Genomic DNA, 24,320 nt, shown 5'->3' with positions numbered 1-24,320 from the left:
GATGGATACGTGAGCGAAACAGCCTTGCCAAAAGAAGAACAAGACCAGCCAGCGATCGGCGCGCCGGTTGAAAAACCGGCTCCGACGGCGCCCCGTCGTGGCACCGGACTGGCGTTTGTGGCGTTGCTGCTTGGCGCCGCTGGCGTGGCGGTCGGTGGTTGGAGCGTGTGGCAGGTGCGTCACCTGCAAGCCAATAACCAGCAACAGTCCGCTGAGGTCCAGGCGCTGGACGATCAGGCCCAGACCCTCAAGCTCAACGAGCAACGTCTGAGCGAACGGCTGGCGCAATTGCCTGCTGCCGAAGAACTGGAGGAGCGGCGACACCTGGTTGCCCAACTGCAGGGCGATCAGCAGCGCCTCAGCCAGCGGCTGGAAACCGTGCTCGGGGCCAGCCGCAAAGACTGGCGCCTGGCGGAGGCCGAGCATCTGTTGCGCCTGGCCAGCCTGCGCCTTTCGGCGCTGCAAGACATCAACAGTGCCCAGGCCCTGGTCCAGGGCGCCGACGAAATCCTCCGCGAGCAGGATGACCCCGGTTCGTTCGCCGCCCGCGAGCAATTGGCCAAGACCCTCGCGGCCCTGCGCAGCACCGAGCAGCCGGATCGCACCGGCCTGTTCCTGCAACTGGGCGCCCTGCGCGACCAGGTGTTGCAGCTCACCGAACTGGCGCCCGAATACAAGGACCGCGGTGAATCCCTGTTGGGCCTGACCGCCGATGGCGACGGTGCCAGTCGCTGGTCCCAGTGGTGGAATGAAATCTCGCGCTACATCCGCATCGACTTCAACGCCGATGAGAATGTCCGTCCACTGTTGGCCGGGCAGAGCCTGATGCAGGTACGCCTGGCCTTGAGCCTGGCGCTGGAGCAGGCGCAATGGGCGGCCCTCAACGGCCAGGCCGCGGTCTACACCCAGGCGCTGACTGAGGCGCGGGATGTGCTCAAGAACAATTTCAACCAGGACAATCCGCAGAGCAAAGTCATGCTCGAGCGCGTGGTCGAGCTGGGCAAACAACCGGTGACGGTGATCACCCCGGACCTGACGGGCACGCTGAGCAGCGTCCAGGCCTATCTTGAGCGCCGTAACCTGAACGCCGAAGACTCCGTCAAGCCGCTGCCCAAGCGTGCCGAGCAGGAGACCACGCCATGAAGCGTCTCTACGTGATTCTGTTTTTGGTCATCGCCGCCGCCGGTTTGCTGGGCATGGCGATTGCCGAGCATTCGGGTTACGTGCTGGTGGCGTACAAGAGCTTGCGTTATGAAGCCGGTCTGTGGGTAACCCTGCTTCTGGTGGCGGTGCTCTGGCTGTTGTGGCGAGGTGTCAGCGCCCTGGTCGGGCTGGTGACGACGTCCTCCGGCGTGGTCAATCCATGGTCGGGACGCAATCGCAGCCGCCGGGTGCAGGTGGCGATCGAGCACGGCCAACTGGACCTGGCCGAAGGCCGCTGGGCCAGCGCCCAACGACACCTGCACCGTGCTGCAGAGGCCGAGCGCCAGCCATTGTTGTATTACATGGGTGCCGCCCGGGCGGCCAACGAGCAAGGTCTTTACGAGCAAAGCGACAGCTTGCTGGAGCGCGCCCTGGAGCGTCAGCCCCAGGCCGAACTGGCCATCGCGTTGACACACGCCCAATTGCAGACGGACCGAGGCGACACCGACGGTGCCCTGGACACGCTGCAGGCGATGCACGAACGCCATCCCCATAATGTCCAGGTCCTGCGTCAGCTCCAGCGCCTTCACCAGCAGCGCGGCGATTGGTCTGCGGTGATCCGGCTGTTGCCGGAGCTGCGCAAGGACAAAGTCCTTCGGCCCAACGAACTGGCTGAGTTGGAGCAGCGGGCGTGGGGCGAGAACCTTTCCCTGGCGGCTCACCGTGAGGAGGACGCCAGCGTTGGCCTGCAATCGCTCAATCGAGCCTGGCAGCAATTGACCGCCGCGCAACGCCAGGAGCCGGCCCTGGTGCTGGCCTATGCCGAGCAGCTGCGGCAACTGGGTGCCCAGGTCGAGGCCGAAGAGGCATTGCGAGTAGCACTCAAGCGTCACTACGACAGTCACCTGGCACGGCTGTATGGGTTGGTCCGGGGCAGTGATCCGATTCGCCAACTGCAAACGGCCGAAGGTTGGCTCAAGGAGCAGCCGGCGGATCCAGGCCTGTTGCTGACGCTGGGGCGTTTGAGTTTGCAGAACAGCTTGTGGGGCAAGGCGCGGGATTACCTGGAAAGCAGCCTGCGGATCCAACGCCATCCAGAAGCCTGCGCCGAGCTGGCGCGATTGCTGGCGCAACTGGGGGATGCCGAGCGCAGCAACCAGCTGTTCCAGGAAGGCTTGGGGCTGTTGGATGAGCGTTTGCTGGCGGCGCCACTGCCGGTTCCGGCGCAGGTTTTGCCGACCTGAGAGGGACGTGACTCATCCCTGAAAATTGGAATGAGACCTCTGTGACGAGGGAGCTTGCTGTGGCGAGGGGATTTATCCCCGCTGGGCTGCGGAGCAGCCCTAAGACCCGGCACCTCGGCGGGTCAGTTGCACTGAGTCCAACCGTCAAGGGGCCGCTGCGCAGCCCAGCGGGGATAAATCCCCTCGCCACAAACTTACCCTGTCCCCATTCCAGGCAGAAGTTGTCCTTGGGTGAACGATTGTGAATATCAGCCCGGTTTTCGGGCTGTGATCACTCCCTCAGCAAAGTCCTACAGCCCACTGCGCACAATCGTCTTGTCCCTGTCGGGAATTCCCTACACCTGCGGTGAAGTGTCTGCACGAGCGTGCCTTGAAAGGCGCGAGGGCTTTCCTCTACCGTAACTGCTTGTCTCTTCTGTTACGGAACCGCCATGTCTTTGGCCAGCTCACGCTTCTTTTTTTTCATGGCTTCCATCGCTGCCGCCCTGGTCTTGGGTATCGCCAGTTACCTGGAGTATTCGGTTGGCCTGACCCCCTGCAGCTTGTGTGTCTTGCAGCGCTTGTGCCTGACCTTGTTCCTGGTCAATTGCCTCGTTGCGTGCGTGCACGGACCGGGTCGCAAAGGCAGTATTTTCTATGGGGCGACGGGGTTCGTTTTTGCGTCGGGGGGCATGGTCCTGGCCTGGCGCCAGGTCCTGGTGCAAAGCATGTCGATCGAACACTTGCCCGACTGCGTGTCCCACTTGCGGCGAGCGGACACCTGGTGGTGTGCCGTGCATCGTGTCCTCGACGGCGCGGTCGACTGCGCGAGCATCACCTGGACGTTGTTTGACCTGAGCATCCCCGAATGGAGCCTGCTGTTTTTTATCGCCGTGTCCATTGTCACCACCTACCTGCTACTGCGCCTTGTCTGGAGCGCTCTGGTTCGACCGCTCGGCGGCGGAACGTCGCAGTGGGTGCGGATCATGGATTAAACACTTGTATGAACTTTATCTCCTGCGTACCTTGAAGCGGCTGTCGTGCGGGCATAATCTGGCCCGCACGTGTTTTGGAATTATGTCGCTCGATCACGTTGTGCCTGGTTTGCCCCTTGTCATCGGGGGCGTGGGCAGGCTGCGAGGGGCATGACTCACAAGGGAAGAAATCGCCATGCTCGAAAGTTGTCAGAATGCTCAGGAACGATGGGGCGGAGTGCATCTGCTGATCGACCGCTGGTTGCAGGAGCGTCACGAACTGGTTCGGGCCTATGATGCGCTTGGCGACAAGCCTGAAGCACTGAGCGAGAGCCGCAAGCCGTTGCAGGAGTTTTGCGGTGTGCTGGTCGACTATGTGTCTGCCGGTCATTTCGAGATCTACGAACAGCTGACGGGCGAAGCCAAGGCCTTCAACGACAAGCGTGGCCTGGAACTCGCCGAGCAGATCTACCCGCGTATCGATGTCATCACCGAGAAGCTGCTGGCCTTCAATGACCTGTGCGATGAAGGCAAGTGCGTTGCGGAAAAATTCAAGGAACTGGGTGGCTTGTTGCACGAGCGTTTCGAACTGGAAGACTGCCTGATCGAAGTGCTGCACAACGCCCATAAGGAAGAAGCGGCGGTACAGGCCTGAGCCTGAATGGTCTTGGGGCCGCGGCAAAAAAACGGTGCGCATTGCGCACCGTTTTTCGTTTGACCGGCGTCAGGTTGTGGCGCCCAGCAACTCGATCTCGAACACCAGCGGCGTGAACGGCGGGATCACATCGGCGGCCCCTTCGGCACCGTAGGCCTGACTCGAAGGAATCACCAGGCGCCACTTCGCGCCTACCGGCATTTGCGGCAATGCGCTGCGCCAGCCATCGATCACGCTGTCCAGGTTGAACCACTGCGCCTGGCCGTTGGAATCGAATACGGTGCCATCCGGCAGTCGACCGACGTACAGCACCTGGACCTTGCCGTGAGGGCCAGCCTTGGCACCTTTGCCAGGCTTGAGTTCGGTCAGCAGGATCCCATCCGCCAGTTGCTGGACGCCGGGACGGCTCTTTTCTTCGTTGAGAAATTTCTGCTCTGTTTGCAGCGCGGCGTCGACCTGGGGTGTCGTCGATTGCGCTGTCAGTTGCGCTTGATGCTCGGCGAGGATCTGTTCGATGCGCTCGTCCCTGAGGGCCAGTGGCTTGCCTTGATACGCCTGTTGCAGACCCTCGACCAGTGCCTGGATCTGGAGGTTTGGAACGTCCTGGCGCAAGCGTTCACCCAGGCTTGCGCCCAAGCTGTAGGCCAGGTCGTGGGCATCGCTTGCGCTGGTTTTTTCAACCGCCTGGGTCATGGAGCAAACCATGCACAGGCATAAAAAAAGCTGACGCGACATGTGTGGTCTCCGGCCTCGAATCGAGGAATTATGCCAGTGCCGATATCCATAAAGGTGGATTGCCCTGGCGCTGGCGCAGAAGATTTTTTGTCCCTTGCAACGCAACGTCTTGTGTACTGTCAACATGCCCTAGCGGCGGTTGCAGCAGAGGTCTAGTATGAGCCGCACTCACGTCAGTCAGGAGGTAACCCATGTCGGCCACCAAGAAGCCTGTAAACACTCCGTTGCACTTGCTCCAACAACTCTCGAGCAGCCTGCTCGAGCATCTGGAAAATGCCTGCGCGCAAGCCCTGGCTGATGCTGAAAAACTGCTCGCCAAACTGGAAAAACAACGCGGCAAAGCGCAAGAAAAACTGCACAAGTCACGCACCAAACTGCAAGACGCAGCCACCGCTGGCAAAGCCAAGGCACAAGCCAAGGCCAAGGACGTCGTGAAGGAGCTCGAAGAGCTGCTCGATGCCTTGAAGGATCGTCAATCCGAAACCCGCGCCTACATCCTGCAACTCAAGCGCGATGCCCAGGAAAGCCTGAAGCTGGCTCAAGGCGTAGGTCGCGTTCAAGAAGCTGCGGGCAAGGCCTTGAGTCTTCGTGCTGCCAAGCCTGCCGCTGTATCGGCCAAGAAACCTGCGGCTAAACCTGCTGCTGCAAAAACACCGGCCAAAGTAGCTGCCAAGCCAGTGACTAAGGCACCGAGCAAACCTGCTGCCAAACCGGTCGCGGCCAGCGCTGCAAAACCTGCGGCCAAAAAACCGGCTGTCAAAGCGGCCGCCAAGCCAGTGGCAAAAACGCCGGCCGCTAAACCGGCTGCTGCCAAGCCTGCTGCAAAAGCGGTGGCCAAGCCTGCGGCCAAAACCGCCGCCGCAAAACCCGCTGCAACGAAGACCGCTGCGGTCAAACCGGCTGCCAAGTCCGCTGCAAAACCTGCCGCGACCAAAGCTGCAGCAGCCAAACCTGCCGTGAAAGCCGCCGCCAAGCCAGCCACTGCCAAGGTCGCTGCGAAACCCGCCGCCAAACCTGCTGCGGCCAAGCCAGCTGCCGCGAAGTCGACGGCTGCCAAGCCCGCGACCAAGCCTGCGGTGAAAAAGCCAGCCGCCAAACCTGCAACGGCATCGGCAGCCAAGCCTGCTGCATCGGCCCCGGCAGCGACGGCAGCGCCTGCTCCAGCGGCCAGCACGCCGGCGTCGGCATCCAGCCCGTCCGCCTCCGTTGCGCCAAGCAGCACCCCAACCAGCGCCTCTTAAGTGCTGGACACCGCGACGCGCAGCTGAAGCAGCGCGTCGTGGTTCGCCGGGCCGGCATTCTCCGCCAGCCCCGACAGCCATTGCGCTGTTTTCTTTTGCCCGCCAGGCCAGTCCTTTGCCGCAGCCTCCAAACGTTCCAGCAATTGCCGTTCGGCCTCCAGCTCCAGTTGCTTGACCTGCTCGCGCAGATGCTTGAGTGGCGCGTCGTCAAGGGCGCGGGTTTTCCATTGGTTGCGCAGCCTGCGCAATGGCTGGACGACCTCTGAATCCCAGGGTTTGGCCACTTGTCTAAGCTGTTTCATCCGGTGTTCATTGCAGGCCACGCCGCGTTGCTCCAGCCACAGGCCGCAAAGTAACAGGCAGATACTCTCGCCAGTCGCCTGCAAGGCCAGGCAGGCCGGTTCCACGCCAGGTTTGGCATAGAGCTCAAGGGAAAAACTCCACAGGTCAGGGGCCATCGTGCTACTCGCGCCAGTTGCGAGCGAAGCTGGTAGACTCCGCCGCCATTATGATCCGACTTCAGAACCTGACTTTACAGCGTGGCCCGCAACGTCTGCTAGAAGACGCCGAGCTGACCCTGCACGCCGGCCACAAAGCTGGCCTCATCGGTGCCAACGGTGCCGGCAAATCCAGCCTGTTCGCCTTGCTGCGCGGTGAGCTGCACCCGGACTCGGGCGATTGCTCGCTGCCGGCCGACTGGCGCATCGCCCACATGCGCCAGGAGGTCGACACGCTTGAGCGCCTGGCGGTGGACTATGTGCTCGATGGCGACTTGCGCCTGCGCCAGGTCCAGCGCGACCTGGCGGCGGCCGAGGCGGCCCATGACGGCGCAGCCCAGGCGCGTCTGCACGCCGAGCTCGACAGTGCCGATGGCTACACCGCCGATGCGCGGGCGCGCAAATTGCTCGCCGGCCTGGGCTTCACCAATGAACAGATGGACCGCCAGGTCGGCGATTTTTCCGGTGGCTGGCGGATGCGCCTGAACCTGGCGCAGGCCTTGATGTGCCCTTCGGACCTGTTGCTGCTCGACGAACCGACCAACCACTTGGACCTCGACGCCATCATCTGGCTTGAAGACTGGCTCAAGAGTTATCCGGGCACGCTGCTGCTGATTTCCCACGACCGGGATTTCCTCGACGCCGTGGTGGACCACGTCGCCCATGTCGACCAGCGCAAGCTCACCTTGTACCGCGGCGGCTACAGCGCCTTCGAGCGTGCCCGCGCCGAACGCCTGGCCCAGCAACAGCAGGCCTACGAGAAGCAGCAGGCGCAGCGTGCGCACATGGAAAGCTACATCGCCCGCTTCAAGGCCCAGGCCACCAAGGCGCGCCAGGCCCAGAGCCGGATCAAGGCGCTGGAGCGGATGGAAGAGCTGTCCGCGGCCCACGTCGATTCGCCGTTTGATTTTGTCTTTCGCGAATCCACCAAGATCTCCAGCCCGCTGATCGACCTGTCCGACGCGCGCCTGGGCTACGGCGAAAAGGCCGTGCTGGAAAAGGTGAAGCTGCAACTGACGCCTGGCGCACGGATCGGCCTGCTGGGTCCCAACGGCGCAGGCAAGTCGACCCTGATCAAGAACCTTTCCGGCGAGCTGCAACCGTTGGCCGGTCGTCTGACCCGCGGCGAAAACACGGTCGTCGGTTACTTCGCCCAGCATCAGCTCGATTCGCTGGATTCCAAGGCCAGCCCGTTGCTGCACCTGCAACGCCTGGCCCCGACCGAGCGCGAGCAGACCCTGCGCGATTTCCTCGGTGGTTTCGATTTCCGTGGGGCGCGCATCGACGAGCCGGTGCTGAATTTCTCCGGTGGCGAGAAGGCGCGCCTGGCGCTGGCGCTGATCGCCTGGGGCCGGCCGAACCTGCTGCTGCTCGACGAACCGACCAACCACCTGGACCTGGAAATGCGCCTGGCCCTGACCATGGCCTTGCAGGAATTCAGTGGCGCGGTGCTGGTGGTCTCCCACGATCGGCATCTGCTCAAGAGCACCACGGATAACTTCTTCCTGGTGGCCGACGGCAAGGTCGAGGAGTTCGACGGTGATCTGGAAGACTACGCCCGTTGGCTGGTGGAATATCGCCAGCGCAATGCGCCTGTCAGCAGCACCCCGGTCAATCCGGACAAGACCGACAAGAAAGCCCAGCGCCAGGCCGCCGCGGCCCTGCGTCAGCAGTTGGCACCGCATAAGCGCGAGGCCGATAAACTCGAAGCCGAACTGAGCAAGCTGCACGAAAAGTTGCAGAAAATCGAAACCAGCCTGGGCGACAGTGGTCTCTACGAGGCAGCGCGCAAGGATGAGTTGCGCGATCTGCTGGCCGAGCAGGCCAGGCTCAAGGTTCGGGAAGCGGAGCTCGAGGAGGCGTGGATGCAAGCCCTGGAATTGCTGGAAACCCTGCAAGCGGAGCTGGAGGCGCTGTCCTGATGGAGGCGTTGACGTTGCCGGTACCGATCCTGTGGATCGAGCCGATCTGGCTCGGCGTGCAAGTGCTGCTGATCCTGCTGATCGGCTATTTCGCGCAGCGTTTCGTGGCGCGGGCCCTCACGGGCCTGGGCGAGCGTTACCCGTTCCCACCGCAACTGGTGATCATCCTGCGTGGCGTATTGCGCTGGCTGATCATGGGCAGTGCGGTGCTGGTGGTGCTCGAACGCCTGGGTGTCTCGGCCACGGTGCTGTGGACCGCTGTCTCGGGGTTCGTCGCAGTGGCTGCGGTGGCGTTCTTCGCCATCTGGAGCGTGCTCTCCAACCTGCTGTGCGCCGTTCTGATTTATACCGTCGGGCCGTTTCGCCTGGGTGATGTGGTCGAGTTGGTGGAAGCCACCGACAAGCCCGGCATCAAGGGAAAAGTGGTCGCGATCAACCTGCTCTACACCACGCTGATCGAACCCGAGGAGCTCGGCACCGGCAGTTCGATGGTGCAAGTGCCCAACAGCCTGTTCTTCCAGCGCTCGGTTCGGCGCTGGCGCGGCAGCGAGACCTTTCCGGTGGGCGGTTTCGTCGAATAAAGGACTGCTACGCAGCCCAGCGGGAGCAAGCTCCCTCGCCACGGTGTTCATACGGGCTCAAGTGTTTGTGCAAAAAAACGTTGGTCAACGGCCTGGCGGCACATTAGCTTAGTCGTTTCGACGAATCTGAGCCGAGGTGTGCGATGTTGCTGGAGACGTGGCTGGCGTTTTTCGCTGCGTGCTGGGTGATCAGCCTTTCGCCGGGTGCCGGTGCCATCGCATCGATGTCCAGCGGTCTGCGATATGGTTTCTGGCGCGGCTACTGGAATGCCTTGGGCCTGCAGTTGGGCCTGGTGCTGCAAATCGTGATTGTTGCCGCTGGTGTGGGGGCGATCCTCGCGGCCTCGGCCACCGCGTTCTATGCGATCAAGTGGTTCGGCGTGGCCTACCTGGTCTACCTGGGCATCAAGCAGTGGCAAGCCATCCCCGGTGAGCTCAGCGATGACGCGACCGTGCGGCCGATCGGCAAGCCCCTGGCGCTGATATTTCGCGGCTTCCTGGTCAACATCAGCAACCCCAAGGCGCTGGTGTTCATGCTGGCGGTGCTGCCGCAGTTCATCGACCCCCATGCTCCGTTGATCAAGCAGTACCTGATCCTGGGCGCGACCATGATCTGCGTCGACCTGATCGTCATGGCCGGCTACACCGGATTGGCGTCGAAAGTGCTGCGCCTGTTGCGCACCCCGAAACAGCAGCGGCGGATGAACCGCACCTTTGCCGGGTTGTTCATGGGGGCGGCGGGTTTGCTCGCGACGATCCGCAGGGCAGCCGTCTAGGCAAACCACTTGTGGTGGGGCACTTGTGGGAGCAAGGCTTGCCCGCGATGAAGGCGATGGGGTCTCTCAGAAATCGAGTCGCCTATATCGCGGGCAAGCCTTGCTCCCACAGGATCTCCTGGCCGCAGCGCATTCGCTCAGTGGATCAACGCAAGATCACCGGCGCCGTGTCCCGTGGCAGGTTGTTGCGTTGCACGGGTTCACGAGGTTGTTCGTAGCTCGGGCCGCCGAGCTGTTCGCTCAGTTGTCGCGCCACGTCTTCGCCCAAGGCCTTGGACACTTCACGCACCACCCGTGGGCGGTTGAGGCTGATGTGCACGTCCCGGTGGTTCATCAGCTTGGTGTCCTGGCCTTCGCCCATGGCGGTGAAGGCTGAGGTGACTTCAAACGTCTTGGTGTTGATCAGGCTGAAATCCGCCACCAGGGTCAGCGCCAGCACCGCCGAGTAGCTGTCGGTGTTGGACAACTCGTTGATGTCGCGGGTGAAGTCGATGTCCGACACGGTGCCGAACAGCACGTAGTCGGCACCCTTGAAGTTCCCGGCCTTGATGCGTTTGATCACATCGTATACGTCACCCTTGGAGGACGCGGTGTAGGGCGTGCCCTGCACCAGCTGGAACATCCCGCTGCGCAGGATCTCACCCTTGATGTCGCCGGTGAACTTGCGCAGCTCGCCCTGCTCGATGTAGCTGTTGGTGGCTTCCATCTCATCGTAGCTCGACGAGGCGCTGGCACTGTAGCCGTTCGCCTGGAAGTTGTTCTGGGCCGAAACGGTGTGGATGTATTCCTCCACCTGCTGTTGGTACGCCAAGTCAGTGACGGCGACTTTCGGGGCCGCCTGCGCGCCGAACGCGCAGGCCAGGGCCATGATGCCTATCCATGTGCGCATGGCTTAACGCTCCGTGGTCTTGCGGATTTCTTTTTCGTCCATCCACTCGGCCAGGCCGCTTTCAACGTCGATCAATTGCAGGCTGAATTTGTAGAAGACGTCCTTGTAGTCGCTGCTGCGCTTGACGATCGAGCTGATGGAGCCCTCGAGGCGGTACTTGGCGGCGATCATGTTGCCGGTCTTGGCCACGGTGCTTTTCTTGTACAGGCCGCTCTGGTTCTGCAGCTTGAGCTGGTCGACCTGGCTGTCCATGGCGGTGTTGTCGCTGGCGAAGCGGGCCGCGCCGGTCTTCATCAGCTGGGTCTTGATGCTGGTGGTGATCTCGCGGGTGTCGATGTATTCGCTGGTCTTGTTCTTCACGTCGTAGACCTGGACCACCGGGCGGCCTTGCAGGATGCCGGACTGGGCCAGGGAGCGGGTCATGGACTCGGCGATCATTTGCAGGTCGGTGGAGCCGAACTCGTTGGTCACGGTTTCCACGGCCTTGGTGTCGCCGTAGCTAATGTTCTTGTTGCCCAGCACCGGGGAGTTGTTGGCGCAGCCGCTGACCAGCAGGGCGGCGAGGGCGAGGGAGGAAATGCGTAGGAACATGCGGGTGCTCTCAAATTGCTGCATAAAGGGTGGTGTGAGGGAGTGTGGGAGCAAGCTTTGCTCCCACGACTCACCACAGGCTTCAGGCCAAAGGCTTGCTGATCGGGATCAGGCTCAGGGCGTATTGATTTCCAAACGGAAATCCACGGCCTTGGGCGTCGGTGCGATGGCGGGCAGGAAGCTGGTCTGTTCGCCATACAGCGTCAGGCTTTTCCAGGTTTCCGGCTCGGCGATCGGGAAGCCTTCCGGCCCCAGCCAGGCGAAGCGGTAATACATGGTCTTGTTGTTGAAGCTGGTATTGCTCAACTGCACATTGACGGTCATGTAGCCGTTTTCCCGGGCCACGCGCATGGCGCCGACCACGATGTTCTTTGTCTTGCCCATCGCCACGACTTTGCTGGCGGCGCTGCCCGGCTCCGGAGGTGGCGGGGTGGCGCAACCGGCCAGCAAGGCCAGGGCGCCGACGGCGATCAGTTTTAAACGCATACGAACAAAGACTCCGTTCTTAAGGTTGCTTGAGGCTGGCGACAGCGGTTGGGTTGGCGCTTGGGATCACATGGGCGGCCACGCCACTGGCGAAGACCTGGTTGCCCACGGCCCGCAGGCTGATGACCTGGTAACGCTGGTCGACGTTGACCTTGACCACTGAGCCGCCTACCGCGTTTGGCAGCGTTACCTGGTGTTCGCCTTTCTTCAGGCGCAGGCGTACCACTTGGGTGTAATCCGGCAGGGTGCGCCAGGTCCGGGTGTCGGCGCCTTCGAGCACGGCCGAGGTAATGCCCACGGCCAGGCCGGCCAGGGGGTTGGTGTCGTTGATCTGCTTTTGTGCCACGCCACGGGTGATGGCGCGCACGGTCGTGCGCAGGATGATGCCCGGCATATCGTCGCGCAGGGCGCGGCGGGACATGGCGGTGGTGCTGTTGAGCGCCGTGAGGTCCAGTTGGCGACCGTCGACGCCGATCTGGGCGAAGGCAACGGTGGAGGTGTCAGGCTTGATCACCGGGAACGACAGAGGCGTGATCACCAGGTTGCCGCTGATGGGCAAGGGCAGCGGAATGCGGATCGAGTCCCGGGAAGGAGCCAGGCCGCTCTGCACCACGATCAGGATGTCGCTGTCGTCGTCTTTGGCAGCAGGCTTGTCGAGGTTGAGCAGGGCCTGTTCCAGCAGTGGGGTGTTGGGGCGCAGTTCGGCGGCCTTGCGATAACCCGGCGCAGCGAGGTCTTTTTCGCCCAGGGCTTCATAGACGAAGCCGGCCAGGTAATGGCTGAACGCGCTCTGGTAACCGTTTTTGAGGCTGACCACTTCCGGCGCGTCGAGGCTGGCCACCGGGTAGCCCTTGAGGTCCTTGTACTGCGTCTGGATGCCTTGTTTCTCGGCTTCCTCCTCGCGCTTGAGGTATTCCTTGTCTCGCAGGTCGGCAATCACCGCTTCGCGCTCGTGAGTCTTCTTGATCTGCGTCCGCGCGCCGTCGAAGTCGTTCACCGCCAGCAGGTTCAAGGCCATCTGCGTGGTCAGCATGACCTTCTCGTAGTCGTAGCCTTCATAGCGCCGGACTTTGTCATTGACCAGGAAGCTGCCGAATTGGGCGAGGTACTTGGCGGTGTCGAGCTTGACGGTGTCTTCCCAGCGGGCCACTTGCTGGTCGGCGCTGGTCCAGGCTGCCTGGCTGCCGGACAGATCGCCCTTGGCGCGCAACAACTCACCTTTCTCGAAGAAATAGAGCAGGTCTTTGTCTTGGCTGGAATTGTTCTTTTCCAACAGGGTCAATGCCGCATCGACGTTGCCGGAGGCCAGTTGCTGGTTGGTCTGGGCCAGTTCGCTGTCGTAATTGCGAAATACCGAACAGCCGGACAGCAAGGTGATCGCCCCGAGGGCGACCGAGAAAACGGCGCGGGATGCCATGAACATTTCTTCCCTGATAGCAGCCTGGGTGTGCGGGTCGGGCTGGAGCGATCCCACGGACAAGCGCCGCAACGCTGTCAGTTCCTCATAACCGGAGGAGCTTTTATGCCATTGGATAATAAGAAGGCGGCGCGATTATAAACATGGCCGTTGGCTATGTAATGGCTTTTTAATCGCCAAATGCCTTTTTTGTGACATCACCTCCAAAGCGTGAAAATCCGATGAAAAAACGTTGTTAATGCACATCGGCTCTTGAGCCAAACTCATTGGGAGTGAACAATGTGTTACTTCTTATTACCAATTGAGAGTCATTCATGACTGCCCCGTTTCGTTTCCTGGCCTGGCTTGCACTGCCGCTGTTCGCGCTGTGCAGTACGCCGTTGCTGGCCGACACCGTTCAGGGCGCTCCCCAAGCGCTGCACATGTTGGATTACATCGGGGCGGACTACCCGCCAACGGTCGAGGCGGGCAAGGTCATCGACGACTCTGAATACCGCGAGCAGTTGGAATTCACCCAGGTGTTGGAAGGCCTGATCGCCGAGCTGCCGGCCAAGCCAGAGAAGGCCGAGCTGGTTCAAGGCATCGCGACCTTGCGCAGTGCCATCACCCAGCGCCAGGAGGGCGGCGATGTTTCCCGTCTGGCTCGCCAACTGGGGGCCAAGTTGGCGGTGGCCTATGAGGTCAGCCAGGCGCCGGTCATCACCCCGGACCCTACTCGTGGTGCACCGCTGTATGCCCAGAATTGCTCGGTTTGCCACGGCGCCACCGGTGCCGGCGATGGTCCGGCCGGTGTCGGCCTGGAGCCACCGCCCGCCAACCTGCGGGACGGCCAGCGTGTCGATCGCCTGAGCCTCTACGCGATCTACAACACCCTGGGCATGGGCATTGAAGGCACCGACATGCCGGCCTTCGCCGACCAGCTCGACGACCGTCAACGCTGGGACCTGGCGACCTACATTGCCAGCTTCAGCGCCGACCCGGCCGCCGCCAAGAGTGAGCAGGTGTTCAACCTGGCCGACCTGGCTCGCCAGACACCGGCCGAGGTCCTGGCCGCGCAAGGGCCCGCAGCGGCGGCGACCTTCCGCGCCCAGCGTGCCCAGCCGCCACAAGTGCAGCGCGGCCCGGGGCAATTGCTCGACTACACCGCGGCAACCCTGGACAAGAGCATCGCGGCGTACCGTGCCGGTGACCACGACCAAGCCTATGACCTGTCGGTCGCCGCGTACCTGGAAGGCTTCGAGCTGGTGGAAAGTTCGCTGGATAACGTCGACGCCAATGTACGCAAGGACACCGAGAAGGCCCTGATGGCCTACCGTCAGTCCTTGCAGGACGGCTTGCCGGTGGAGCAGGCCGAGCAACGCCTGGACGCGGCCAAGGCCAAGTTGAAGGCGTCTGCCGGCCTGCTGGGCGGTGACGGCTTGAGTTGGTCGCTGAGCTACATCTCTGGCCTGCTGATCCTGTTGCGTGAAGGGCTGGAAGCGATTCTGGTGCTGGCGGCGATCCTGGCTTTCCTGCGTAACACCGGCCAGCAGTCGGCGGCGCGCAGCGTCAACGTCGGTTGGGGCCTGGCGCTGTTGGCCGGCCTGGCAACGTGGGGGCTGGCGGCCTACGTGATCGATGTCAGCGGCGCCCAGCGTGAGCTGCTGGAAGGCGCGACCGCGTTGTTTGCCAGTGTGATGGTGCTGTGGCTGGGCGTCTGGATGCATGACCGGCGCCACGCGGCGGCCTGGCAGGACTACATCAAGAGCAGCCTGGTGGGTGGCGGTGGTCGTTTTGGTTTCGCGATCTTGGCGTTTTTCTCGGTTTACCGTGAATTGTTCGAAGTGATCCTGTTCTACGAGACCCTGTGGTTGCAGGCAGGCCCAGCCGGACACAACGCCGTGCTGGCGGGCGGCGCGTCGGCGCTGGTGTTGCTGGTGGGGTTGGCCTGGGTGATCCTGCGCGGCTCGGCGAAGCTACCGCTGGCGCTGTTCTTCAGCATCAACGCTGCGTTGCTGTGTGCGCTGTCGGTGGTCTTCGCCGGTCATGGCGTGAAGGCGTTGCAGGAAGCCGGGATCTTCGGCACTCGTCCGGTGGCGTTCTTTGATTTCGACTGGCTGGGCATCCATGCCGATGCCTATTCGTTGACCGCTCAAGTGCTGGCGATCCTGGCGATCGTGGTGCTGTACGGGCGCAGTTGGGTGGCGGAGAAGCGTCGGGTCCAGGTGTCCTGAAGCGCGGCCTTCGCTGCGCTCATCTTCGCGGGCAAGTTTTGCTCCCACAGTGATCACTCTCTGTGGGAGCAAAGGGCGTCAGGCGTCGTTCTCGTGTGTCAGCTCCAAGACCCGGTCCACCAACTTGTTGATGCCCGAGGCCGCTTCGCTGATGTTCTGCGCCAACATGTAGGCCGGAGTGCTGACCAGTTTGCGCGCGGTGTCTTCGACGATGTCGGTGACGGCGCAATCTTCGTGGGTACCCCCCATTTTGGTCACCGCCGCCGCCGTGTCGGCATCGTGGCCGATGGTGCAGATGACCCCGGGACCATAGATTTTCGCCGCCAGGGCCGGTGAAATGCAGATCAGGCCCACCGGTTTGCCCGCCTCGGCAAAGGCTTCGGCCAGCGCCAGGACTTCTGGCTGGACGCTGCAGCCAGCCCCTTCGACGGCAAAGTTGGACAGGTTTTTCGCCGAGCCGAAACCACCCGGGATGATCAATGCGTCGAAATCCTCGGCCCTGGCGTCGCGCAAGTCCTTCACGTTGCCCCGGGCGATCCGTGCCGACTCCACTAACACGTTGCGGCTCTCGGGCATGGGTTCGCCAGTCAGGTGATTGATCACGTGCATCTGGGCAATGTCCGGCGCAAAGCATTGGACCTGCGCTCCGCGTTGGTCCAGGCGCAGCAAGGTGATCACGCTTTCGTGGATCTCCGCGCCGTCGTATACGCCACAGCCGGAAAGGATCACTGCAATTTTTTTGCTCATGGGCTTTTCTCCAGATTCATGGCGTTAAATGTCCACTAATTTGTCATTCGTTGCCATAGGGCTGGCGGGCGGTTGCACCCGATCTCCCATCATCGTGCCCACCCCTGCGCAAAACCCTCTTCGCATGGAGCGCAACGCTTTCTAGATGGATCGCAACCGGGGCGGGGTGTTCATTCTTTGGGAGCGGCTGTCCGGTGCGTTCCAGGAAGCGAACGTCAACGAGCCGTGGATTGGACGTGGCGGGCCGGCCCCGTAGCCAGGGCCGGATTGTCGGCTACCGCCCGTTCAGCGGCAGCGGGTTTACTCGGTTGGCGCCGTAGGTTCGCCTGACCGGGTTTGTTCCAGGCGCTCGGCTTCGAGGACTTTCCTGGCCAGCCGCGCGTTCTTGAGGCGGCGGCGCAGCCAGAGGCCAAAACCCAGTACCAGCAGGCTGCCGAGCACCCACAATTCATACTTCTTGATGCTGGGCAGGATGGTTTCGAGCGCGGCGCCGAAATGATAGGCGGCGGCAGCCAGCGCCGTCGCCCAGACGGCCGCGCCGAGGCCGTTGAGCAAGAGGTAGCGGCCCGGCGGATAGCCGGAAAGGCCGATCGCCACCGGCATCACCGTGCGCAGGCCGTAGACGAAGCGAAAGCTCAGGACCCAGATGTCCGGATGCTTGCGAATGTGTTCCAGGGCGCGATCACCCATCAGTTGCCAGCGCGGCCTGCGCGCCAGCAGCTTGCGCCCGTGCTTGCGGCCCAGGAAGTACCACAGCTGGTCCCCCGCGTAGCTGCCGCAGAACGCCACGACCACCACCAGGTTGATGTCCATGTAGCCACGGAACGCCAGGAAGCCTGCGAGCACGAGGATGGTTTCGCCTTCGAAGAACGTGCCGATGAACAGGGCCAGGTAGCCGAAGTCATTTAGAAATTGTTGGAGCATTGTCTGGGTGCTGGCGAAATGAACGCGCAGCCTAACCCTTCAGGCACATTCAGGAAAGTATCGAAATGTGTCTCGACGTGAACAACCCCTGCAACGACAATAACTGCGACGACAAGTCACAGGGTGCAGCCGAACATTGCGACCCCGGCGCAACACTTCTGTAATGCTTTGGTCATAATGACCGCTTATAACTGTCACGCTCGCCCGTCCGCGCGGGCTCAGGAGTCTGCCGTGAGCTTTACCCCCGCCAATCGTCTGTTCCCTGCCACTCGCCTGCGTCGCAATCGCCGCGATGAGTTCTCGCGTCGGCTGGTGCGTGAAAACGTGCTGACCACCAGCGATCTGATCCTGCCGGTGTTCGTGCTGGACGGGGAGAACCGTCGCGAGGCCGTGGCCTCGATGCCTGGGGTAGAGCGCCTGACCATCGACCTGTTGCTGGAGGAAGCCGCCAAGTGGGTCGAGTTGGGGATCCCGGCGCTTGCGCTGTTTCCCGTCACACCGCTGGCCCTCAAGTCCCTGGACGCCGCCGAAGCCTGGAACCCGGAAGGCATCGCTCAGCGCGCCACCCGCGCCCTGCGCGCCCGCTTTCCGGAGCTGGGGGTGATCACCGATGTTGCCCTGGACCCGTTCACGACCCATGGCCAGGATGGCATCCTCGACGAGGACGGCTATGTGCAGAACGACATCACCGTCGATGCGCTGGTACGCCAGGCGTTGTCCCACGCCGAGGCCGGGGCCCAGGTGGTGGCACCGTCGGACATGATGGACGGACGTATCCAGGCGATTCGCGAAGCCCTCGAGGTGGCCGGTCACGTCAACGTGCGGATCATGGCCTATTCGGCCAAGTACGCCAGCGCCTACTACGGCCCGTTCCGCGATGCGGTCGGTTCGGCCCTGAACCTGGGCAAGGCCAACAAGGCCTCCTATCAGATGGACCCGGCCAACGGCCACGAAGCCCTGCACGAAGTGGCGGCTGATCTGTCAGAAGGGGCAGACATGGTCATGGTCAAGCCGGGCATGCCTTACCTCGACATCCTTTACCGGGTCAAAGACGCATTCAAGGTGCCGACCTTCGTTTACCAGGTCAGCGGTGAGTACGCCATGCACATGGCGGCGATCCAGAACGGCTGGTTGGGCGAAGGCGTCATTCTCGAATCATTGACCGCTTTCAAACGCGCAGGAGCTGATGGCATCCTGACATACTTTGCCGTGCGCGCCGCCCAATTGTTACGCGAGCAGAAATAGCCTGCCAGGAACTTGCGATGAATACCGAAGGACTTTCTGAAGTTGCTGTAAAAGACGCCCAACCCGTGGTCGAGCAGATCGCCGAGACGCCGCCGGAACTGGCGCCCGCCCCGGCGGTGGCCGTCGAGCCCGCCCCGGTCCCGGCGATCGTCATCCCCAGCCTGGATGACAGCAGCCTGTATATCCATCGTGAGCTGTCGCAACTGCAGTTCAATATCCGCGTATTGGAGCAGGCGCTGGACGAGTCCTACCCGCTGCTCGAACGCCTGAAGTTCCTGCTGATCTTTTCCAGCAACCTGGACGAGTTCTTCGAGATCCGCGTCGCCGGCCTGAAGAAGCAAATCACCTTCGCCCGTGAACAGGCCGGCGCTGACGGTCTGCAACCGCACCAGGCCCTGGCGCGTATCAGCGAGCTGGTCCACGGCCAGGTGGATCGCCAGTACGCCATCCTCAACGACATCCTGTTGCCGGAGCTGGAGAAGCACCAGGTCCGCTTCATCCGTCGCCGCAACTGGAACACCAAGATCAAGACCTGGGTGCGCCGTTACTTCCGCGACGAAATCGCCCCGATCATCACCCCGATCGGCCTCGACCCGACGCACCCGTTCCCGCTGCTGGTCAACAAAAGCCTGAACTTCATCGTCGAGCTCGAAGGTATCGATGCGTTCGGCCGCGACTCCGGCTTGGCGATCATTCCGGCACCACGCCTGCTGCCACGGGTCATCCGCGTGCCGGAAGATGTCGGCGGCCCAGGCGACAACTATGTGTTCCTGTCGTCGATGATCCACGCCCACGCCGATGATCTGTTCCAGGGCATGAAGGTGAAGGGCTGCTATCAGTTCCGCCTGACCCGCAACGCCGACCTGTCGGTGGACACCGAGGACGTCGAGGACCTGGCCCGTGCCTTGCGCGGCGAGCTGTTCTCCCGTCGCTACGGCGATGCGGTGCGCCTGGAAGTGGCCGACACCTGTCCGAAGCACTTGTCCGACTACCTGCTCAAGCAGTTCAACCTGCACGAGACCGAGCTGTATCAGGTCAATGGTCCGGTCAACCTGACCCGGTTGTTCAGCATCACCGGCCTGGACAGTCACCCGGAGCTGCAATATTCGCCGTTCACCCCGCAGATCCCCAAGCTGCTGCAGAACAGCGAGAACATTTTCAACGTGGTGAGCAAGCAGGACATCCTGTTGTTGCACCCGTTCGAGTCGTTCACCCCCGTGGTCGACCTGTTGCGCCAGGCCGCCAAGGACCCTCACGTTCTGGCGGTGCGCCAGACCCTGTACCGCAGTGGCGCCAACTCGGAAATCGTCGACGCCTTGGTGGATGCGGCGCGCAACGGCAAGGAAGTCACCGCGGTGATCGAATTGCGCGCGCGCTTCGACGAGGAATCCAACCTGCAACTGGCCAGTCGCCTGCAAGCGGCCGGTGCGGTGGTGATCTACGGCGTGGTCGGCTTCAAGACCCACGCCAAGATGATGCTGATCCTACGGCGCGAAGCCGGGGAGATTGTGCGCTATGCCCACTTGGGCACGGGTAACTACCACGCCGCCAACGCCCGCTTGTACACCGACTACAGCCTGCTGACCTCCGACGACGCGTTGTGCGAAGACGTGGGCAAGCTGTTCAGCCAGTTGATCGGCATGGGCAAGACCCTGCGCATGAAGAAGCTGCTGCACGCGCCGTTCACCCTGAAAAAGGGCATGCTCGACATGATCGCCCGGGAAACGCAGTTCGCCCTGGACGGCAAGCCGGCGCACATCATTGCCAAGTTCAACTCGCTGACCGACCCGAAGATCATCCGCGCGCTGTACAAGGCCAGCCAGTCGGGCGTGCGCATCGACCTGGTGGTGCGCGGCATGTGCTGCCTGCGGCCGGGCATCGCGGGGGTGTCCCACAACATCCACGTGCGCTCGATCATCGGGCGCTTCCTGGAGCATACGCGGGTGTTCTACTTCCTCAACGGCGGCGAGGAGCAGATGTTCCTGTCCAGCGCCGACTGGATGGAGCGCAACCTCGACAAGCGTGTCGAGACCTGTTTCCCGGTGGAAGGCAAGAAGCTGATCCTGCGGGTCAAGAAGGAGCTGGAAAGCTACCTGACCGACAACACCCACAGCTGGACCCTGCAATCGGACGGTCGCTATATCCGTAACACCCCGACCGGCAACCAGAACCCGCGCAGCGCCCAGGCGGCCTTGCTGGAGCGCTTGAGCAGTCCGGTGTTGGCAGTTAACTAAACGCTTGAAGGGTAGGGGGCAGGCTTCGCTTTTGTGGCGAGGGAGCTTGCTCCCGCTGGGTCGCGCAGCGGCCCAAAATCTTGGGAGGGCTTCGCCCTCCAGCGGGAGCAAGCTCCCTCGCCACAAGGGATTGCAGTAGCAATCAGTGAATGTTCAGCACGATCCCGACCCGGGTCAGCCATTCCGCTTCCTGGGCGAAGTCGGCCTGGGTCAGCTGGTTCTCTTCCAGCCAGTCCTCGGGGAATATCACATCCAGTTGGTCGCCGTTGGCGTGCAGGGCCACTTGCGGCATTTGCTGGGTGCCGCGGATGTGGTGGAACAGGATCGCAAAGCGCAGTAGCACGCACAGGCGAATCAGCTTGATGCCGTCATCGCCGAATTCGGCAAATTTATCCTTGGGAATGTTGCGTCGGTGCCCACGCACCAACAGTGCGAGCATCTGCTGGTCTTCCCGGGAGAAGCCCGCCAGGTCGGAGTGCTCGATCAGATAGGCACCGTGCTTGTGGTAGTGATAGTGGGCGATGTCCAGGCCCACTTCATGCACCTTGGCGGCCCAACTGAGCAGTTCGCGCCAGACGCCGTCATTGAGGTCCCAATCGTCGGCCACCTGGTCGAAGGCATGCAGCGCCTTGCGCTCGACGCGCACGGCCTGCTCCTGGTCGACGTGGTAACGCTCCATGAGTGAGCCCAGGGTGCGCTCGCGCACGTCTTCGTGATGATGGCGTCCCAGCAGGTCGTAGAGCACGCCTTCGCGCAGGGCACCCTCGCAGTGGTCCATGCGTTGCAGTTCCAAGGCATCGAAAATCGCTTCGAGGATCGCCAGGCCCGCCGGGAAAATCGCCCGGCGGTCGGGTTTGATGCCTTCGAAATCGATCTTGTCCGCGTCGCCCAACTTGAACACCCGGCGCTTGAGCCACGCCAGGCCTTCGGCGTTGACCTCGCCGTTGCCATGGCCGCCGGCCTTGAGGGCCAGGCCGATGGCACGGATGGTGCCCGAGGAGCCGATGGCTTCGTCCCAGGTCAGGCGGTGCAGGGCGTGTTCGATGCTCATGATTTCCAGGCGCGCCGCCGTGTACGCCTGGGCGTAGCGGGCCGGGGTGATCTTGCCGTCGCGGAAATAGCGTTGGGTGTAGCTGACGCAGCCCATTTGCAGGCTTTCGCGCAGCAGCGGTTCGAAGCGTTGGCCGATGATGAATTCGGTGCTGCCCCCGCCGATGTCCGCCACCAGGCGCTTGCCCGGGGTGTCGGCCAGGGTATGGGAGACGCCCAGGTAGATCAGGCGGGCTTCTTCACGGCCGGAGATGACTTCCACCGGATGGCCAAGGATCTCCTCGGCGCGGTGGATGAACTCGCCACGGTTGCGCGCCTCGCGCAGGGCGTTGGTGCCGACGATCCGCACCGCGCCCAGGGGCATGCCGTTGATCAGTTGGGCGAAGCGCTTGAGGCAGTCGAGCCCGCGCTGGATGGATTCCTCGCTCAGCTGGCGGGCTTCGTCGATGCCGGCGGCCAACTGGACCTTTTCACCGAGCCGCTCAAGAATGCGGATCTCCCCGTTCTGGGCTTTGGCGACGACCATGTGGAAGCTGTTGGAGCCCAGGTCTATGGCAGCGATCAGGGACAGATTCTTGGCTTGAGATAGCGGCATGGTCAAAAAGTCTCGGTCGATAACCTTGCCATCCTGCCACGATCAACCGCATACGCCAACGCGCCTGAACCAAACCCTTGAGCCAGAGCAATGTCGGCTTGGTTTTCCACAGAAGTGTTCACTGACAGTCAGGCGGGCTCGACCGTCCCGATAAAATTCGCCAGTTCCGCGGTCTGCGGATTGGCGAACAACACCTTGGGATCTCCCACCTCGTGCACCTTGCCCTGGTGCATGAACACCAGTTTGTCGCCCACTTCCCGGGCGAACCGCATTTCGTGGGTGACCATAATCAGCGTCATGCCTTCTTTAGCCAGTTGCCGCACCACGCTGAGCACTTCGTTGACCAGTTCCGGGTCCAGGGCCGAGGTGATTTCGTCGCACAACAGCACTTTTGGCGACATCGCCAGGGCGCGGGCAATCGCCACTCGCTGCTGCTGGCCACCGGACAGACGGTCCGGGAACGCATCGAATTTCTCGCCCAGCCCGACCCGTTCCAGCATTTGGCGCGCCCGTTCGGCCGCCTTGGCCTTGGGCACTTTCTGTACGACTTGTGGCGCGAGCATCACGTTTTCGCCAACGGTCAGGTGCGGGAACAGATTGAACTGCTGGAACACCATCCCGACTTTCTGGCGCAGGCTGCGCAGGTCGGCGCGGGCAGCGTCGAGGTATTCGCCGTCCACTTCGATCACGCCATCGTTGATCGACTCCAGGCCGTTGAGGGTGCGCAGCAAGGTGGACTTGCCCGAACCGCTGCGGCCGATGATCGCCACCACCTGGCCCTCTTCGATGCTCAGGTCGATGCCTTTGAGCACGTGGTGATCGCCATAGTATTTATGCAGGGCGGAAATTCTAAGCAGAGGCATGCAGTCTCCTTTCCAGGTAGCGCGCGCTGAGGGACAAGGGGTAACAAAGGAGGAAATAGCCGAGGGCCACCAGGCCGTACACCATGAACGGCTCGAACGTGGCGTTGGCGAGCATGCCGCCGGTCTTGGTCAGTTCGGTAAAGCCGATGATCGAGGTCACGGCGGTGCCCTTGACCACTTGCACCGAAAAGCCCACGGTCGGCGCCACGGCGATGCGCAGGGCCTGGGGCAGGATCACGTAGCGCAGCTGTTCCAGTGGGTTGAGCGCCAGGCTGGCGCTGGCTTCCCACTGGCCGTTGGGGATCGCTTCGACGCAACCGCGCCAGATCTCCGCCAGGTAGGCGCTGGTAAACAGGATCAGGGCAATCGCCGCAGCCATCCACGGCGAAATCTCCACGCCGGCCAGGGCCACGCCAAAAAACACCAGGAACAGCTGCATCAACAGCGGCGTGCCCTGGAACAACTCGATGTAGGTGCGTGCGATGTGTTGGGGCAGGGCGTTTCTGGAGATGCGCAGCACCAGCACCAGCAGGCCGATCAAGCCGCCGCCGATAAAGGCCACCAGCGACAACGCCAGCGTCCATTGCAGGCCGGTGAGCAGGTTGCGCACCACGTCCCAGAAAGTGAAGTCGCTCATGGGTGGCTCCTGCTGCTCCGATACAGGCACCGTCGGCCCATCCAGTTCAGGAACTGACGGATCAACAGCGCCATGCACAGGTAGATCAACGTGGTCAGCGCATAGGTTTCAAAGGCTCGGAAGTTGCGCGACTGAATGAAGTTGGCGGCGAAGCTCAGCTCTTCGGTGGCGATCTGCGAGCAGACCGCCGAGCCGAGCATGACAATGATGATCTGGCTGCTCAGGGCCGGCCAGACCTTGCCCAGTGCGGGCAGCAACACCACGTGGCGGAAGGCTTCGAAGCGGCTCATCGCCAGGGCGGCAGCCGCTTCCAGTTGGCCCCGCGGGATGGCCTGGATGCCGGCGCGGATAATCTCGGTGGAATAAGCCCCCAGATTGATCACCATCGCCAGGACGGCCGCCTGCCATTCGGAAATCTGCACGCCCAGGGACGGCAGGCCGAAAAAGATGAAGAACAGTTGCACCAGGAACGGCGTGTTGCGGATCAACTCCACATAGACACCGAAGATCGCCGCGAACGGGCGGATGTTCCACGCCCGCACCACGGCGCCGACGATGCCCAGGCCGACCCCGAACAACGCGCCGATGGCCGTCAGTTCCAGGGTAAACAGCGCGCCGCGCACCAGCAGCTCGGTGTTTTGCACCACCGGCAGGAAATCGAACTGATAAGCCATGCTCAGCC

23 protein-coding genes are annotated in these 24,320 nt (G+C 62.4%); 11 read left to right on the top strand and 12 right to left on the bottom strand.

The genetic code is table 11. The annotated features are described in order from the left end of the window. Positions 1–9: 9 nt before the first annotated feature. The 4 genes from ACODSJ_RS10850 to ACODSJ_RS10835 all read left to right on the top strand — a co-directional run bounded on the left by ACODSJ_RS10850 (position 10) and on the right by ACODSJ_RS10835 (position 3,995). On the top strand, positions 10–1,143 hold the full coding sequence (locus ACODSJ_RS10850) for a uroporphyrinogen-III C-methyltransferase (RefSeq protein ID WP_489101786.1): 1,134 nt from the start codon (positions 10–12) through the stop codon (positions 1,141–1,143). Continuing rightward, entirely contained in the window at positions 1,140–2,387 is a 1,248-nt protein-coding gene (locus ACODSJ_RS10845; protein ID WP_489101726.1) for a heme biosynthesis HemY N-terminal domain-containing protein, read from the top strand. The genes ACODSJ_RS10850 and ACODSJ_RS10845 overlap by 4 nt, the downstream gene beginning before the upstream one ends. A gap of 431 nt (positions 2,388–2,818) precedes the next feature. Then, complete coding sequence (locus tag ACODSJ_RS10840) at positions 2,819–3,361, top strand: disulfide bond formation protein B (RefSeq protein WP_489101725.1); 543 nt, start codon at positions 2,819–2,821, stop codon at positions 3,359–3,361. A 175-nt stretch (positions 3,362–3,536) separates the two neighbouring features. Continuing rightward, on the top strand, positions 3,537–3,995 hold the full coding sequence (locus ACODSJ_RS10835; protein WP_003206770.1) for an Rsd/AlgQ family anti-sigma factor: 459 nt from the start codon (positions 3,537–3,539) through the stop codon (positions 3,993–3,995). A 69-nt stretch (positions 3,996–4,064) separates the two neighbouring features. Here ACODSJ_RS10835 and ACODSJ_RS10830 read toward each other — a convergent pair whose 3' ends face one another. Beyond that, positions 4,065–4,730 carry an FKBP-type peptidyl-prolyl cis-trans isomerase gene (locus tag ACODSJ_RS10830; protein WP_489101724.1) on the bottom strand — a complete coding sequence of 222 codons (666 nt, stop codon included), beginning with the start codon at positions 4,728–4,730 and terminating at the stop codon, positions 4,065–4,067. A gap of 191 nt (positions 4,731–4,921) precedes the next feature. Here ACODSJ_RS10830 and ACODSJ_RS10825 point away from each other — a divergent pair, with 191 nt between their 5' ends. Further along, positions 4,922–5,971: an AlgP family protein gene (locus tag ACODSJ_RS10825; protein WP_489101723.1), complete on the top strand. Its 1,050-nt coding sequence runs from the start codon at positions 4,922–4,924 to the stop codon at positions 5,969–5,971. Here ACODSJ_RS10825 and ACODSJ_RS10820 read toward each other — a convergent pair. Next, the gene (locus ACODSJ_RS10820) at positions 5,968–6,429 is read right to left on the bottom strand and encodes a TIGR02444 family protein (RefSeq protein WP_489101722.1); all 462 of its coding nucleotides are present in this window, start codon (positions 6,427–6,429) and stop codon (positions 5,968–5,970) included. The genes ACODSJ_RS10825 and ACODSJ_RS10820 overlap by 4 nt on opposite strands. Before the next feature lie 50 nt (positions 6,430–6,479). Here ACODSJ_RS10820 and ACODSJ_RS10815 point away from each other — a divergent pair, with 50 nt between their 5' ends. The 3 genes from ACODSJ_RS10815 (at position 6,480) to ACODSJ_RS10805 (ending at position 9,747) form a co-directional block, all read left to right on the top strand. After that, positions 6,480–8,390 (top strand): ATP-binding cassette domain-containing protein, encoded by a 1,911-nt coding sequence (locus tag ACODSJ_RS10815; RefSeq protein WP_489101721.1) that lies wholly within the window; start codon positions 6,480–6,482, stop codon positions 8,388–8,390. After that, on the top strand, positions 8,390–8,971 hold the full coding sequence (locus tag ACODSJ_RS10810) for a mechanosensitive ion channel domain-containing protein (protein ID WP_489101720.1): 582 nt from the start codon (positions 8,390–8,392) through the stop codon (positions 8,969–8,971). The genes ACODSJ_RS10815 and ACODSJ_RS10810 overlap by 1 nt, the downstream gene beginning before the upstream one ends. A 143-nt stretch (positions 8,972–9,114) precedes the next feature. Next, positions 9,115–9,747, top strand: a complete 633-nt coding sequence (locus ACODSJ_RS10805) for a LysE family transporter (protein ID WP_489101719.1) — start codon at positions 9,115–9,117, stop codon at positions 9,745–9,747. Between the two features lie 145 nt (positions 9,748–9,892). On the opposite strand, the gene ACODSJ_RS10800 is transcribed toward ACODSJ_RS10805, so the two are convergent. From ACODSJ_RS10800 to ACODSJ_RS10785, 4 genes are all read right to left on the bottom strand, one after another. Beyond that, positions 9,893–10,636 carry a penicillin-binding protein activator LpoB gene (locus ACODSJ_RS10800; RefSeq protein ID WP_489101718.1) on the bottom strand — a complete coding sequence of 248 codons (744 nt, stop codon included), beginning with the start codon at positions 10,634–10,636 and terminating at the stop codon, positions 9,893–9,895. 3 nt (positions 10,637–10,639) lie between these two features. Then, entirely contained in the window at positions 10,640–11,227 is a 588-nt protein-coding gene (gene lpoB / locus ACODSJ_RS10795; RefSeq protein ID WP_489101717.1) for a penicillin-binding protein activator LpoB, read from the bottom strand. Positions 11,228–11,341: 114 nt separating this feature from the next. Beyond that, the gene (locus tag ACODSJ_RS10790; RefSeq protein ID WP_489101716.1) at positions 11,342–11,713 is read right to left on the bottom strand and encodes a YcfL family putative periplasmic lipoprotein; all 372 of its coding nucleotides are present in this window, start codon (positions 11,711–11,713) and stop codon (positions 11,342–11,344) included. A 19-nt stretch (positions 11,714–11,732) separates the two neighbouring features. Further along, positions 11,733–13,130, bottom strand: coding sequence for a COG3014 family protein (locus ACODSJ_RS10785; RefSeq protein ID WP_489101715.1), 1,398 nt, complete (start codon positions 13,128–13,130; stop codon positions 11,733–11,735). A gap of 314 nt (positions 13,131–13,444) precedes the next feature. On the opposite strand from ACODSJ_RS10785, the gene ACODSJ_RS10780 reads away from it, so the two are divergent. Next, positions 13,445–15,343: an FTR1 family protein gene (locus tag ACODSJ_RS10780; protein ID WP_489101714.1), complete on the top strand. Its 1,899-nt coding sequence runs from the start codon at positions 13,445–13,447 to the stop codon at positions 15,341–15,343. Between the two features lie 78 nt (positions 15,344–15,421). On the opposite strand, the gene elbB is transcribed toward ACODSJ_RS10780, so the two are convergent. Then, entirely contained in the window at positions 15,422–16,090 is a 669-nt protein-coding gene (gene elbB, locus ACODSJ_RS10775) for an isoprenoid biosynthesis glyoxalase ElbB (protein ID WP_489101713.1), read from the bottom strand. A 300-nt stretch (positions 16,091–16,390) separates the two neighbouring features. After that, positions 16,391–17,014 carry a DedA family protein gene (locus ACODSJ_RS10770; protein ID WP_489101712.1) on the bottom strand — a complete coding sequence of 208 codons (624 nt, stop codon included), beginning with the start codon at positions 17,012–17,014 and terminating at the stop codon, positions 16,391–16,393. A 231-nt stretch (positions 17,015–17,245) separates the two neighbouring features. Between ACODSJ_RS10770 and hemB the strand changes: the two genes are divergently transcribed. Next, on the top strand, positions 17,246–18,259 hold the full coding sequence (gene hemB, locus ACODSJ_RS10765; protein ID WP_489101711.1) for a porphobilinogen synthase: 1,014 nt from the start codon (positions 17,246–17,248) through the stop codon (positions 18,257–18,259). 17 nt (positions 18,260–18,276) lie between these two features. Next, positions 18,277–20,493 (top strand): polyphosphate kinase 1, encoded by a 2,217-nt coding sequence (gene ppk1, locus ACODSJ_RS10760; protein WP_489101710.1) that lies wholly within the window; start codon positions 18,277–18,279, stop codon positions 20,491–20,493. 142 nt (positions 20,494–20,635) lie between these two features. Here ppk1 and ppx read toward each other — a convergent pair whose 3' ends face one another. The 4 genes from ppx to ACODSJ_RS10740 all read right to left on the bottom strand — a co-directional run bounded on the left by ppx (position 20,636) and on the right by ACODSJ_RS10740 (position 24,312). Then, entirely contained in the window at positions 20,636–22,138 is a 1,503-nt protein-coding gene (gene ppx / locus ACODSJ_RS10755; RefSeq protein WP_489101709.1) for an exopolyphosphatase, read from the bottom strand. Positions 22,139–22,266: 128 nt separating this feature from the next. Continuing rightward, a complete protein-coding gene (locus ACODSJ_RS10750) occupies positions 22,267–23,001 on the bottom strand; it encodes an amino acid ABC transporter ATP-binding protein (protein ID WP_489101708.1) in 735 nt (244 codons plus the stop codon). Then, complete coding sequence (locus tag ACODSJ_RS10745; protein ID WP_489101707.1) at positions 22,988–23,638, bottom strand: amino acid ABC transporter permease; 651 nt, start codon at positions 23,636–23,638, stop codon at positions 22,988–22,990. Before ACODSJ_RS10745 ends, ACODSJ_RS10750 begins: the two co-directional genes overlap by 14 nt. Next, on the bottom strand, positions 23,635–24,312 hold the full coding sequence (locus ACODSJ_RS10740; RefSeq protein ID WP_489101706.1) for an amino acid ABC transporter permease: 678 nt from the start codon (positions 24,310–24,312) through the stop codon (positions 23,635–23,637). The genes ACODSJ_RS10745 and ACODSJ_RS10740 overlap by 4 nt, the downstream gene beginning before the upstream one ends. Positions 24,313–24,320 lie beyond the last annotated feature (8 nt).

The sequence above is a fragment of the Pseudomonas sp. FG6 genome, assembly GCF_057809015.1.
This window is presented reverse-complemented; position numbering and strand designations above follow the sequence as displayed.